Source organism: Streptomyces sp. NPDC057099, from assembly GCF_042671245.1.
Classification (GTDB): Bacteria; Actinomycetota; Actinomycetes; order Streptomycetales; family Streptomycetaceae; genus Streptomyces; species Streptomyces purpurascens.
In genome coordinates this window covers 43,306-56,545 of sequence record NZ_JBHUTX010000035.1, presented here as the reverse complement: position 1 = coordinate 56,545, position 13,240 = coordinate 43,306, and the positions used below count along the sequence as shown (strand labels likewise).

Annotated in this window: 12 protein-coding genes; 10 read left to right on the top strand and 2 right to left on the bottom strand. The window is 69.9% G+C overall.

The window, feature by feature from the left end; translation table 11 throughout:
• Window positions 1-29: 29 nt before the first annotated feature.
• On the bottom strand, window positions 30-980 hold the full coding sequence (locus ACFT4A_RS30930) for a MerR family transcriptional regulator (protein ID WP_382836510.1): 951 nt from the start codon (window positions 978-980) through the stop codon (window positions 30-32).
• A gap of 252 nt (window positions 981-1,232) precedes the next feature.
• Between ACFT4A_RS30930 and ACFT4A_RS30925 the strand changes: the two genes are divergently transcribed.
• From ACFT4A_RS30925 to ACFT4A_RS30910, 4 genes are all read left to right on the top strand, one after another.
• A complete protein-coding gene (locus tag ACFT4A_RS30925; RefSeq protein WP_311129958.1) occupies window positions 1,233-1,709 on the top strand; it encodes an Lrp/AsnC family transcriptional regulator in 477 nt (158 codons plus the stop codon).
• A gap of 55 nt (window positions 1,710-1,764) precedes the next feature.
• On the top strand, window positions 1,765-2,460 hold the full coding sequence (locus ACFT4A_RS30920; protein WP_382836505.1) for an HAD family hydrolase: 696 nt from the start codon (window positions 1,765-1,767) through the stop codon (window positions 2,458-2,460).
• A 166-nt stretch (window positions 2,461-2,626) separates the two neighbouring features.
• Window positions 2,627-5,440, top strand: a complete 2,814-nt coding sequence (locus ACFT4A_RS30915; RefSeq protein ID WP_382836502.1) for a beta-L-arabinofuranosidase domain-containing protein — start codon at window positions 2,627-2,629, stop codon at window positions 5,438-5,440.
• Window positions 5,441-5,591: 151 nt separating this feature from the next.
• Window positions 5,592-6,359: a DUF4142 domain-containing protein gene (locus ACFT4A_RS30910; RefSeq protein WP_382836500.1), complete on the top strand. Its 768-nt coding sequence runs from the start codon at window positions 5,592-5,594 to the stop codon at window positions 6,357-6,359.
• A 51-nt stretch (window positions 6,360-6,410) separates the two neighbouring features.
• Here ACFT4A_RS30910 and ACFT4A_RS30905 read toward each other — a convergent pair whose 3' ends face one another.
• Entirely contained in the window at window positions 6,411-7,214 is an 804-nt protein-coding gene (locus ACFT4A_RS30905; RefSeq protein ID WP_382836497.1) for a LysR family transcriptional regulator substrate-binding protein, read from the bottom strand.
• A gap of 58 nt (window positions 7,215-7,272) precedes the next feature.
• Here ACFT4A_RS30905 and ACFT4A_RS30900 point away from each other — a divergent pair, with 58 nt between their 5' ends.
• From ACFT4A_RS30900 to ACFT4A_RS30875, 6 genes are all read left to right on the top strand, one after another.
• Window positions 7,273-7,665: a DUF5997 family protein gene (locus ACFT4A_RS30900; RefSeq protein ID WP_382836494.1), complete on the top strand. Its 393-nt coding sequence runs from the start codon at window positions 7,273-7,275 to the stop codon at window positions 7,663-7,665.
• Window positions 7,666-7,858: 193 nt separating this feature from the next.
• A complete protein-coding gene (locus ACFT4A_RS30895; RefSeq protein WP_382836491.1) occupies window positions 7,859-9,205 on the top strand; it encodes a sugar ABC transporter substrate-binding protein in 1,347 nt (448 codons plus the stop codon).
• On the top strand, window positions 9,202-10,113 hold the full coding sequence (locus ACFT4A_RS30890; RefSeq protein ID WP_382836488.1) for a carbohydrate ABC transporter permease: 912 nt from the start codon (window positions 9,202-9,204) through the stop codon (window positions 10,111-10,113). Before ACFT4A_RS30895 ends, ACFT4A_RS30890 begins: the two co-directional genes overlap by 4 nt.
• Window positions 10,110-11,054 carry a carbohydrate ABC transporter permease gene (locus tag ACFT4A_RS30885; RefSeq protein WP_382836485.1) on the top strand — a complete coding sequence of 315 codons (945 nt, stop codon included), beginning with the start codon at window positions 10,110-10,112 and terminating at the stop codon, window positions 11,052-11,054. Before ACFT4A_RS30890 ends, ACFT4A_RS30885 begins: the two co-directional genes overlap by 4 nt.
• A gap of 28 nt (window positions 11,055-11,082) precedes the next feature.
• The gene (locus tag ACFT4A_RS30880; protein ID WP_382836483.1) at window positions 11,083-11,991 is read left to right on the top strand and encodes a 5-dehydro-4-deoxyglucarate dehydratase; all 909 of its coding nucleotides are present in this window, start codon (window positions 11,083-11,085) and stop codon (window positions 11,989-11,991) included.
• Window positions 11,988-13,238 carry a glucarate dehydratase family protein gene (locus tag ACFT4A_RS30875; RefSeq protein WP_382836480.1) on the top strand — a complete coding sequence of 417 codons (1,251 nt, stop codon included), beginning with the start codon at window positions 11,988-11,990 and terminating at the stop codon, window positions 13,236-13,238. The genes ACFT4A_RS30880 and ACFT4A_RS30875 overlap by 4 nt, the downstream gene beginning before the upstream one ends.
• The last annotated feature ends 2 nt before the right edge of the window (window positions 13,239-13,240 follow it).

Sequence of the window (13,240 nt, the reverse complement as noted above, 5' to 3'; positions counted from 1 at the left end):
GTCGTGCTTCACGTGATGCCCTCCGGAGCTCAAGATGACGCTGCCGCGGCAGAAGCACCGCTGAGAACGGTGGTGAACCACGTGTAGACGGGAGCGAGTGTGGGTGATGCGGGCCATCCATTGATCGTCGCCAGGAGCTGCCAGTAGCGCTTGGCGTGTGGGTCAACGGTCATCTGCAGGCGGGCGACGAGCCAGCGGCGCAGATCTCCATCGCCGGCATGCTCGAACGCGTGGCCGTAGAGACTGCCCAGTGAGCCGGCAAGGGGTGCGGTTTTGGCGGAGGCGGGGAGGACGCCGACGGATACGGCTTCGTCGATTCGTTCACGCATCGCTTGATCGAGACCGTCGTGCAGACCACTGACGTCCTGCTGGGAAGGCTCTTTCGCCTGGTCCTCCGCTACGCGCCGTACCGCGGTACGGAAGTCCGCGTCCTGGCAGAGTTCGGCGAGTTCCACCCAGGCCCCCACCTGTTCGGGCGTGGGATCGTCGGGGAGTTCGGGCAGTGCGGATCGCATCAGGGCCACGAACTCGGGGTTGGCGTCGAAGCCTCGGAAAGCGTCGTCGATGAAATCGGTCACCAGCCGGCGTTGTTCGGACTGGGAGAGCGTGGCGAGTCGATGCAAGAGGTCCATCTCCATGGTGGTGGGGCCGCGTCTGGCGGCTGCTCGTAGTACTGCCCGGCGCAGCCGGAGGGTCTGGATCTGTACGTCCAGCGCGTCGGCGTGTGCTTCTGCGACTTCCGGTAGGGATGCCTCCCGGTCCAGCACCTTGCGCACGGTCGCCAGGTCGAGCCCGAGATCGCGCAGTGTGCGGGCCAGATCCAGGCGTGCGAGCGCGTCGCGGCCGTAAAGCCGATAGCCCGCCGGGCTCCGGTCGGTCGGCGGGACGATGCCCTGGTCGGAGTAGTACCGGATGGTCTTCACCGTCAGACCGGTCCGGCGGGATAGTTCTCCGATGGAGTAGAGCGTCTCGCTGTCCATGCCCCCAGCTTGGTGTCTCCCCCCACGGGAGACTCAACCGGGCAGAGCCCTGTTCTTAGATCTCCTCCCATGGTTTCCAGGCGTTGGTGCAGCCTTCCTGCCGGCGCTGATCGAGGTAGGGGTTGTAGTCGTCGGAACAGGCCGCGAGCGTGTCAGCCTCCGTATCCCGGATGCCACTGGCTCAACAGACACCTTCTAGACTGAGCCATTGGTACAGCCTCAGCGGTTGGAAACGGACGAGGAGGGCGCGGCATGCCCGTGGACGAGCTCGACACCCGCATCCTGCGGCTGCTGCTGGAGCAGCCGCGCACGAGCGTGCGCGAGTACGCCCGCATCCTCGGCGTCGCCCGGGGCACGCTCCAGGCCCGACTCGACCGTCTGGAGCGCGACGGCGTGATCACCGGCACGGCGCCGGACCTCTCCCCCGCCGCGCTCGGCCATCCGGTGCTCGCGTTCGTGCACATCGAGGTCACCCAGGGCCATCTCGACGAGGTGGGCGACGCGCTGGCGGCGGTGCCGGAGATCGTCGAGGCCTTCTCCATCACGGGCGGCGGGGATCTGCTGACCCGGGTCGTCGCGCGGGACAACGCACATCTGGAGGACGTCGTGCAGAAGCTGATCAGCCTGCCCGGGGTCGTCCGCACCCGCACCGAGATCGCCCTGCGGGAGCGCGTCTCCCACCGGCTGCTGCCGCTGGTGGAGTCGATCGGTCGCGCGGCCCGGCCCTGACCCCCTCACGACCCCCTTACGCTCCCTGGATCATGGTCTTTGGCATGCTGACACCATGAGCAATCTCGGCGGCATATCGGTCATCTTCGATCTCGACGGAACGCTCGTGGACAGCGAGCCCAACTACTACGAGGCGGGCCGGCAGACCCTCGCCGAGCACGGCGTCCCCGACTTCAGCTGGGCGGACCACGAGCGGTACGTGGGCATCAGCACCCAGGAGACGGTCGCGGACTGGAGGGAGCGGTACGGTCTGCGGGCTTCCGTGGAGGAACTGTTCACCGTCAAGAACCGCCGCTATCTCGAGCTCGCCCGCAGCTCCACGCGCGCCTACCCGGAGATGCGCCGGTTCGTCGAGCTGCTGGCGGCCGAGGACGTGCCCATGGCGGTGGCCTCGGGGTCCTCGCCCGAGGCCATCGAGGCGGTCCTGAGCGGCACGGGCCTGGACGCCAGCCTGCGGACCGTCGTCTCGGCGGACGAGGTCGCGCACGGCAAGCCCGCTCCGGACGTCTTCCTGGAGGCGGCCCGCCGGCTGGGGGCGGACCCGGCCGGCTGCGTGGTGCTGGAGGACGCCGCTCCCGGCGCCGCCGCCGCGCACGCGGCGGGGATGCGGTGCATCGCGATCCCGTATGTCCCGGCGCAGGCGGACGCCCCCGAGTTCGCCACCGCCGGACTGCTCCTGCGGGGCGGCCAGAAGGAGTTCACGGCACAGACGGCGTTCGAGTGGCTGGTCCGCTCGGCACGTCTTTCCTGAACTCGCCTCGCCCGTTCCTGAACTCACCTCTCCCGACCCGTTGACGCTCCCCCGTCCCCTCCCTAGGGTCTGGTCGATCACTCGCACAGCGTTCGGCATATCGAATACCTTGAGTACGTCGAATGCGTCGAGTCCGTGGACCCGTCGGCCCCGTGGAGGAGCACACATGGCACGGCCCCTCTCCAGACGATCCCTTCTCCAGGCAGCGACGCTCGCCGCCGCCGTACCCGCGCTCTCCGAGGCGGCGACGGGCCGGGCCGTCGCCGCCCCCGCGACCACCGCCGCCATCCCGGCCGCCTGGACCGTACGGCCCTTCGGGCTGGAGGACGTGAGCCTCGGCCGGGGCGTCTTCGCCGACAAGCGGCAGTTGATGCTGGACCACGCCCGCGGCTACGACGTGAATAGGCTGCTCCAGGTGTTCCGCGCCAACGCCGGTCTCGCCACCGGCGGCGCGGTCGCCCCCGGCGGCTGGGAAGGCCTGGACGGCGAGGCCAACGGCAACCTGCGCGGGCACTACACCGGCCACTTCCTCACCATGCTGGCGCAGGCGTACCGGAGTACGAAGGAGCAGGTGTTCGCCGACCGGATCGGCACCATGGTCGGGGCGCTGACCGAGGTGCGCACGGCGCTGCGGCGAGAGCCGGAGGTGCTGAGCGTCGCCGGGAGGTTCGGGACCGCCGCGGACCAGGTACGGGGCTCCTACCAGTACGTGGATCTGCCGGCCGCCGCGCTCGGCGGGACCTCGGCCGTCACCCTCTCCGTCTGGGTGCGGCCCACGCACGACGCCAACTGGACCCGCGTCTTCGACTTCGGCAACGACACCACGCGCTATCTGTACCTGGCCGCCCGCGATCAGACCGGGGTGCCGCGCTTCGCCGTCACCACGTCGGGCGCGGGCGGCGAGCAGGGCCTCGACGGCACGGCCCCGCTGCCGCTGAACCAGTGGACCCATCTGGCGGTGACGATCGCGGGCGGCACCGGCACCCTCTACGTCAACGGCACCGCCGTCGCCCGGAACACCGCGATGAGCCTCACCCCGGCGGCTCTCGGCATGCTGAAGAACAACTGGCTCGGCCGCTCGAACTACTCCGCGGACCCCGTCTTCGCGGGCGCCTTCGAGGAGTTCAACATCTTCTCGCGGGCGCTGACGGCCGCCGAGATCACCGAGTTGCAGAGCCGCCGGGCCGCCGACGCCTCGACGGGCCGGGGCGATCTGGCCTCGTACGCCTTCGACGAGTCGGCCGGCGGGACCTTCGCGGACGCCTCCGGGCGCGGACTGACCGCCACTCTGCGCCGTACCTGGGGCGCACCGAGCCACCCCGGGTTCCTCGCGGCGTACCCGGAGACGCAGTTCATCGACCTGGAGTCGAGGACCTCGCCCGACTACACGAAGGTCTGGGCGCCGTACTACACCGCGCACAAGATCCTCAGGGGTCTGCTCGACGCGTACGCCGCCACGGACGACGACCGGGCCCTGGACCTCGCGTCCGGCCTGTGCGACTGGATGTACTCCCGGCTGTTCAAGCTGCCGGAGGCCACGCTCCAGCGGATGTGGGGGATCTTCTCCAGCGGGGAGTTCGGCGGCATCGTCGAGGCGATCTGCGATCTGCACGGCATCACCGGCAAGGCCGAACACCTCGCGCTGGCCCAGCTGTTCGACCTGGACCGGCTGATCGACGCGTGCGCCGCGAACACCGACATCCTCGACGGGCTGCACGCCAACCAGCACATCCCGATCTTCACCGGGTACGTGCGGCTGTACGACGAGACGGGCGAGGAGCGCTACCTCACCTCGGCGAAGAACTTCTGGGACATGGTCGTCCCGCACCGGATGTACGGCATCGGCGGCACCAGCACCGCGGAGTTCTGGAAGGCCCGGGACGTGATCGCGGGCACCCTGAGCGCGACCACCGCCGAGACCTGCTGCGCGTACAACCTGCTCAAGCTGAGCCGGACCCTGTTCTTCCACGCGCAGGAACCGAAGTACATGGACTACTACGAGCGGGCCCTCTACAACCAGGTGCTCGGCTCCAAGCAGGACAAGCCGGACGCGGAGAAGCCGCTCGTCACGTACTTCATCGGGCTGACGCCCGGTCATGTCCGTGACTACACGCCCAAGCAGGGCACGACCTGCTGCGAGGGCACCGGCATGGAGAGCGCCACGAAGTACCAGGACTCGGTGTACTTCGCGAAGTCCGACGGCAGCGCCCTGTACGTCAACCTGTACAGCCCGTCCACGCTGACCTGGGCCGAGAAGGGCGTGACGGTCACGCAGACCACCGGATACCCCAGGGAGCAGGGCAGCACCCTCACCTTCGGCGGTGCCCGCGCCGCCTTCACGCTGCGGCTGCGCGTGCCGTCCTGGGCGACCGCCGGGTTCCGGGTGACCGTCAACGGGACTGCGGTGCCGGGCACTCCGGCGCCGGGGAGCTATGTCGCCGTGTCCCGGACCTGGCGGGCCGGCGACACCGTCCGGGTCACCCTGCCGTTCCGGACGCGGGTGGAGAAGGCCCTGGACGACCCGTCGCTGCAGACCCTGTTCCACGGCCCGGTCAACCTGGTCGCCCGCGCCTCCGCGACGGAGTTCCTGAAGGTCGGGCTGTACCGCAACGCCGGACTGTCCGGCGACCTGACCGCCTCCCTCACGCCGGTGCCGGGCAAGCCGCTCCACTTCACGCTGGACGGGACCGAGTGGGCGCCGTTCTCCGAGGGGTCGGAGGATCCGACGCACGCCTACTTCCGGCGCCAGGAGCCGAAGGTCGTCTTCGGCGACCGGGACTCGGGCGTGGCCAACCCGGCGAAGAGGGACGGCACCACGCTGCTGGACGAGGTCTGGGCCGGGGCGCCCTTCCGGAACAAGGGGGCGCTGGTGGCGCGGGTGCGGTCCACGGTGGACGCGTGGGTGACGGCCGGACTGCTGAGCAGGGCCGACGGGGACAAGGTGGTGAGCACGGCGGGAGCGGCCTCCTACGAACCCTGAGCGAACGGAGCGGCGTTCGGGTGGGCCCGGTGCTGTGCGTTTCCGGCACCGGGCCCCGTCACATCCGGAACTTTTTTGCGGCAGGGGTGATTGTTTCGCGTCGGGCATCCGTACTTCTCGGTGTTGGGCCGTTCATACCCCAGGAGGCACGATGCGCATCTCGCGCAGCACGGCAGGAACCGCGTTTGTCGGCGGTGCGATGATCCTGACGCTCACCGCGCTCGCCTACCCCAGCATGCTGGGTGTGCAGAACGCGGCTTCCGGCCAGGACCGCATCATCGCCAACACCCAGTACGGGCCGCTGACCGAGGCGGATCGCGACTTCGTGGTGAAGGTGCGTGCGGCCGGGCTGTGGGAGCAGCCGCTGGGGCAATTGATCATGGAGCGGAGCAAGTCGCCGGCGATGATTGAGGTCGCGGAGCATCTGCTCGTGGGGCACGGCCGGCTCGACGCGGGCTGCCGCAAGGTCTCCACGGACCTGGGCATCACCCTGCCGAACGAGCCATCGCCGCAGCAGCAGCAGTTCGTGGCGACGGCGGAGGGCAGCTCCGGCAAGGAGTTCGAGTCCACGGCCGTGACCCTCATGCGCATCGCGCACGGGGGCATCTTCCCGACCATCGCCAAGATCCGGGCGACCACCCGGAACAGCATGGTGCGGGAACTCGCCGACACGACCAACGACACCGTGCTCGACCACATCACGGTCCTGGAGAAGACCGGTCTGATCAACCACGAGCAGGTCAGCTTCCAGATCACCTCCCCGCCCAAGCTGCCCCAGGACCAGACGACGCCCCCGCCGCCGCAGCAGGGTGCGCCGGTCCGTGTACTGGGGGTCCCGGAGAACCTGAAGGATCTGCAGACGGTCGCTCCCAACCCGTCCTACGGGGCAGCGCCGCAGCCGACTCAGTCGGGCGGCTGAGCCGGAACGGTTCGCGAGGGCCTCGCCCGCTGCGGCGGGCCCCGGAACCGACTAGGAACGGCGGCGAGGCTTGCCGCGCCCGTCGCCCTTGGGGGCGCCGCGCCCGCCCTTGCCGGTGCGCTTCGCGCCCGCTGACCGCCCGGCCGCCGACTTCCCGGCCCCGGACTTCCCGGGCGCCGGCTTCCCGGACACCGGTTTACGCCGGGCGCCGCCCCGGTCGGACGCCGCGGACTCGTCCGGCTGCTTGCGGCCCCGAGTGCTGTTGACCGTGCGGCCGCGGACGACGCCGATGAAGTCCTCGACCTGGTCCGTCGTCGCGTCCTGGGGCCAGGCCAGTGCCACGCTCGACTCGGGGGCGTCCTTGAGGGGGCGGTGCGTGAGGTCCTTGCGGTGGTGGAGGCGGGCGAGCGACAGCGGCACGACGAGGACGCCGATCCCGGCCGCGACCAGTTCGATGGCGTCGGCCGTGCTGGCGGGGCGTTCGAGGGCGGGCTGTCCGGGGAGGCTCTCCCAGTCGAGGACGTCGTCGAGGGGGTGCAGCACGATGTCGTCGGCCAGGTCCTCCGGGGACACCTCGTCGACCGCCGTGACCAGGTGGTCCTTGGGCACCACGACGACCGTCTGCTCGGTGTAGAGGGGGATCGCGCTGAAGACCGTCCGGTCCACGGGCAGCCGGACGAGCCCCGCGTCGGCGCCCCCGCCCAGCAGCCGCTCGGCCACCGCCCCGGCGGCCACCTGCGTCAGAGCCAGCGGGACATCGGGCTGCCGCTCGTTCCAGACACGCACCCACTTGTCGGGCATCACCCCGGGGACGTACACGAGCCGGAACGAGGAAGAAACATCCGAGCCTGTCACCGGGCCAGGTTACCGGGCGTGGTCGGAGGTCGTGCACACGCTCGATACCCTGGGCAGTATGACGTCGCACCAGAGCACCCAGACGATGAAGCCCGCCACCGCGGCGAAGAAGCTGGGTGTGTACCTCGAGGCCACACCCGCCGAGTTCCGGGAGGGTGTCGTCTCGCGCGCCGAGCTGAACGAGCTCCAGGCGAACCCGCCGCAGTGGCTGCAGGACCTGCGGCACAACGGCCCGCACCCCCGCCCGGTGGTCGCGGCGAAGCTTGGGGTCTCCATCGCGGGGCTCGCCCGGGCCGGTGTCACCGAGCCCCTGACCACCGAGCAGATCGAGACACTGAAGCAGGAAGGCCCCGAGTGGCTGGAGCGGGAGCGCGCCACCCAGGCCGAGGTCCGCAAGGAAGCCGCCCGCATCAAGAAGAAGAACGCCGAGCAGGCAGAACGCCAGGCCTGACGCCCCCTGCCCCGAAGGCCCCGACCGGATCATCCGGTCGGGGCCTTCGTCGTTCCCGGGCCGCGCTCCCCGCACCGTATGGCCTCGGTGAAATCTTTCGGCCATGTATTGACATGCCGATGAAACGATCCGTAGCTTGGCCGATCATTTAGATTCGTGAAGTGAGTTCACGGATATGAACGGAGAACCATCCATGCGGGATCGCCGACGCTGCATCGATTTGCGGCTCCGCCGCGGGCGCCTCGTCGCCGCGCTCGCCGTCTCGGGGCTCCTGTTCGGAACGGCCGCCTGCGGCTCCGGCTCCGGCAGCGCCCGGGCCGGCGATCCGAACACGCTGGAGGTGTGGACCCGGAGCGATCCGGAGTCCGCCCAGACCTACCAGAGGGTTTTCGCCGCCTTCACCAAGAAGACCGGCATCAAGATCGACTACCAGCCGGTCATGAACTTCGACCAGCAGTTGCAGAGCCGCGCGTCCACCAAGGACCTGCCGGACGTCATGATCAACGACACGGCCCTGATGGGCAGCTACCAGGCCCAGGGCCTGCTCAAGCCCATCACCCCGGACTCGATCGCCGGACATGACGAGATCACCGCCAAGTCCTGGTCGTCGACGGTGGGACGCGACGGCCGGCACTACGGCATCCCGTACTCCCGTCAGGCCATGACCCTGTTCGTCCGCAAGGACTGGCGCGAGAAGCTCGGCCTGCCCCAGCCGAAGACCTGGCAGGACACCCTCGCCCTCGCCAAGGCCTTCGCCACCCGCGACCCGGACGGGGACGGCAAGAAGGACACCTACGGCATGGTGGTCCCCGGCAGCGCCCAGAACGGCTATGTCGCCTGGTGGGGTTCGAGCTGGCTGTGGCAGGGCGGCGTACGGATCCTGGAGAAGGAGGGCAGGGGCTACCGGCCCGCCATGGACTCGGCAGCGGCCCTGCGCACCGTCACCTGGATGAAGAAGAACCTCTTCTGCGGCGACAGCGGCGTCATCCAGCCCAGCGCCCTGACCTCCGTCACCGCGAACACCACCAACTTCCAGGACGGCAACGCCGGGATGTACCTCACCGGGCCGTACAACATCTCCACGTTCGACAAGGCACTCGGCAAGGACAAGTACGAGGTCCTGCCCGCGCCCTCGGGCCCGGCCGGATCCAAGGTGCTGGCCGACGGCGAGAACGTGTACTTCGGCGCCAGGACCGGCAAGGCGAAGCAGGAGCGGGCTCTCGCCGCCTTCCTGGTCTCCCCCGAGGGCCAGACGCTCGCCATGACCGGCGACCACCAGCCCGTCGTGCGCATCCCCGTGAACTCCACGCTCGACGCGGCGAAGGTGCGGAGCGACCCGCGCTGGAGCGTCGTGCAGAAGGCGTACGAGGACGACTCCACGCAGTTCCCCAACGCGCCCGACTTCGCCCCGATCAAGCAGGACACCGCCGACGCGCTCAACGCGATCTTCACGTACTGCGGCAGCGACGTCCGCTCCGGCCTGAAGGAACTCAACGACACCCTCGCCGGTGACCTCAAGGACCAGGACCTGTTGAAATGACCGCGACCGTGACGACTCCCGGGCCGCGCAGAGCCCGGATCCTCGGCAAGAGGGCCGTACTGCCCTGGCTGTTCCTCGCCCCGGGCCTGCTGCTCGCCCTCGTCTTCAAGTTCCTGCCCATGGGCAAGGGCGTCTGGCTGAGCTTCTTCGAGGTACGGCCCTTCCTCGGTGACAAGTGGGTCGGCCTCGACAACTACACCCGGGTGCTGACCGACCACCGCTTCCAGGACGCCATCGGCCACACGCTGCTCCTGGGCGTCGGGATGTCCCTCGGCGGCATCGTCGCCGGCTTCCTCCTGGCGCTGCTGCTGGAGGGTCAGGCCCGCTCACTGAAGATCATCCGTACCGCCGTCTTCCTTCCCGTCGTCACCGCGACCGCGGTGGTCGGCGAGATGTGGCGGCTGATGTACTACCCGACCTCCGACGGCCTGATCAACAGCGGTCTCGGGCTGCTGGGCCTCGGTCCCGTGCCCTATCTGGACAACCCCGACACGGCACTGTGGGCGACCATGGCCATGGGCATCTGGATGCTCGCCCCCTACAACATGGTGATCATCCTCGCCGGACTGGCGGGCGTGGACCGCTCGTTGTACGAGGCCGCCGCGATGGACGGTGTCTCGCTCTGGCAGCGGCTGCGCCACATCACGCTGCCCGCGATCCGCCCCGCCCTCGGCATCGTCCTCACCCTTGCCGCCATCCGCGGGCTGCGCGTCTTCACCGAGGTGTACGTCCTCACCGGCGGCGGCCCGGCCGGGTCCACCGATGTGTGGATGACCCGCGCCTACACCCTCGGCTTCACCCGTAACGACATCGGCGGCGCCTCGGCCGCCTCCGTGGTCCTGCTCTGCGTGACGCTGCTGCTCACCGTCACGGTCAACTACCTCCGCAAGAGGGGAGACGTGAGATGAGCGCTCCCGCCATCGACCCCGTCCGGACCCCGGTGACCGCCTCTCCCGCGGGCAGGTCCGCCGGGAAGCAGCGCACCACCCCCGCCCGCTTCGACACCGCCCTCGGCTGGAGCGACCGGCCGGGCCCCGCCTGGGCGCTGCGCGTCCTGCTCTGCGTGCTCGCCCTGGGCGTCTTCGCCGCGCCGTTCCTGACGATCTTCTCGGGTTCCTTCAGCGAGAAGGCCAGCGGCTCCACCCTGTCGTTCCTCCCCCACCATCCGACCCTGCTGAACTTCAAGGTGGCGGGGGAGCGCGGCATCTGGGACTACTTCGGCAACTCGCTCGTCATAGCGGGCGGCGGGCTGCTGCTCCAGCTCGTCGTCTGCACGCTCGCCGCGTACGCCCTGGCCCGGCACCGCTTCCGTGGACAGGCCCTGATCCTGACCCTGTTCATGCTGACGATGATGCTCCCCGAGGAGGTCATCGCCATCCCGCTGTCGCTGGTGCTCGGGCATGTGCCCGTGGTCGGCATCGACCTCAAGGGCACCGTCTGGGGTGTGATCCTGCCGCTCGGCGCCTGGGGCTTCTCGGTGATGGTGCTCACCGAGTTCATGAAGGACATCCCCGCCGAGATCGAGGAGGCCGCCCGTATCGACGGCGTGGGCGAGCTGCGGATGCTGTGGCAGGTCGTCCTGCCGCTGTGCAAGCCCGCGCTCGGCGTGGCCGGGGTGCTCGGCTTCATCATGATCTGGGACCAGTACCTGCTGCCCCTGATCGCCGCCAAGGACCCCACCGACTACACGGTCACCGTCGCCCTGTCCATCCTGCGCACCGACCCCGAGGTCGGCTCCGGAGTGGTGCTGGCCGGTGCGGTCATCGCCCTCGTCCCCAGCCTCATCGTCTATCTGCTCCTCCAGCGCTCGCTGGTCACCGGCATCGCCGCCGGCGCCACCAAGGGCTGACCCCCTGCCCCCCACTTATGAGGGAGACATGAAGTTCCACGGAGTGCTGTTCTTTCCGGTCACGCCGTTCACGGCGGACGGCTCACTGGACGAGGAACGGCTTGCCCAGCACATCGAGTCCGGTGTCGCCGCAGGCGCGGGAGGTGTGTTCGTCGCCTGCGGCACCGGTGAGTTCCACGCGCTGTCGCCCGAGGAGATCGAGCGGGCCACCCGGGTCGCCGTGCAGACGACCGCGGGACGCGTGCCGGTCCTCGCGGCGGCCGGCGGTCCGGCGGCGGTCGCCCGGGACCAGGCCGCACGCGTCGAACGGGCCGGCGCCGACGGCATCCTGCTGCTGCCGCCCTACCTCGTCAGCGCACCGCAGCAGGGTCTCGTGCGGTACGTCCGGGAGGTCACCGCCGCAACCGACCTGCCCGTCGTCTTCTACCAGCGGGGCACCGCCCGGCTCACCGAGGACACGGCCGCCGAGATCGCCGCCCTGCCCGGTGTCGTCGGACTCAAGGACGGCATAGGGGACATCGAGCGGATGCACCGCATCGTCCGCGCGGTGCGTGCCGTGCCGGGCACGGAGGACTTCCAGTTCTTCAACGGCCTGCCCACCGCCGAGATGACCGCGCCCGCCTACCAGGGCATCGGCGTCGAGCTGTACTCCTCGGCGGTGTTCGCCTTCGCCCCGGAGATCGCCCTGGCCTTCCACCGGGCCCTCGCCGAGCATGACGACGCCCTGGTCAACCGGCTCCTCGACGAGTTCTACGGCCCGCTGGTCGCCCTGCGCGACGAGGTCCCCGGCTACGCCGTGTCGCTCGTCAAGGCCGGGGTGACACTGCGCGGCCTGGACGTCGGCGGCGTACGGGCGCCGCTGCTCGATCCGGAACCGGAGCATCTCGCCCGGCTCGCGAAACTCATCGACCACGGACTGGAGGTGGCCGGCGCATGAGCTCCACGCGTATCCGCGAACTGATCGTCACGCCCATCGCGTTCGGCGACCCGCCGCTGCTCAACTCCAACGGCGTGCACGAGCCGCTCGCCCTGCGGATCATCCTCCAGCTGGTGCTGGAGGACGGCACGGTGGGCCTCGGCGAGTCCCCGGGCGGCACGGCCCGCCTGGAGCGGCTGCACATCGCCGCGAAGACCGTCGTCGGCATGGACGTCTTCGACACCACCGCCGTGGCCGCCGCGATCGACGCGGCCCTGCTGCCGACCGTGCCCAGCTCCCACGAGCGCGGCTGGACCACCTCGGCGATCGAGGTGGCCTGCCTCGACGCGCAGGGCAAGCTGCTCGACCGGCCGGTCAGCGACCTGCTCGGCGGCGCGGTCCGCGAGGCGGTGCCGTTCGCCGCGTACCTGTTCTACAAGTGGGCCGAGCACCCCGCGCTCGACGGCCGTCCGGCCATCACCGACGACTGGGGCGAGGCCCTGGACCCGGCCGGGATCGTGGAGCAGGCCCGGCTGATGCAGGAGCGCTACGGCTTCAGGTCGTTCAAGCTCAAGGGCGGCGTCTTCCCGCCCGACGAGGAGATCGCCGCGATGCGGGCGCTCGCGGAGGCCTTCCCCGGGCAGCCGCTGCGTCTCGACCCCAACACGGCGTGGACGGTGGAGACGTCGAAGTACGTCGCCCGTGAACTGGACGGTGTCCTGGAGTACCTGGAGGACCCGGCCCAGGGCATCGAGGGCATGGCGGAGGTGGCGAAGGACTCCCCCATGCCGCTCGCGACCAACATGTGCGTGATCGCCTGGGAACATCTGAAGCCCGCCGTCGAGCAGAACGCGATCCAGGTCCTGCTCACGGACCACCACTACTGGGGCGGACTGCGCCGCACCCGTGAACTGGCCGCCGTCTGCGAGGCGTTCGGGCTCGCCCTGTCGATGCACTCCAACTCGCACCTGGGCATCAGCCTCGCCGCGATGACCCATGTCGGCGCGGCCATCCCCAACCTCGACCACTCCTGCGACACGCACTACCCGTGGAACTCGGCGGACGACGTGATCGTGCCGGGCGTGCTGGAGCTGCGCGACGGGGAGGTCAAGGTGCCCACCGGTCCGGGTCTCGGTGTGGAACTCGACCACGAACAGCTCGACCGGCTGCACCGGCGGTACGTCGAGTCAGGGATGCGCAGCCGGGACGACACCGGCTATATGCAGCGCTTCCAGCCGGAGTACGAGCGGCTGCTGCCCCGCTGGTGACA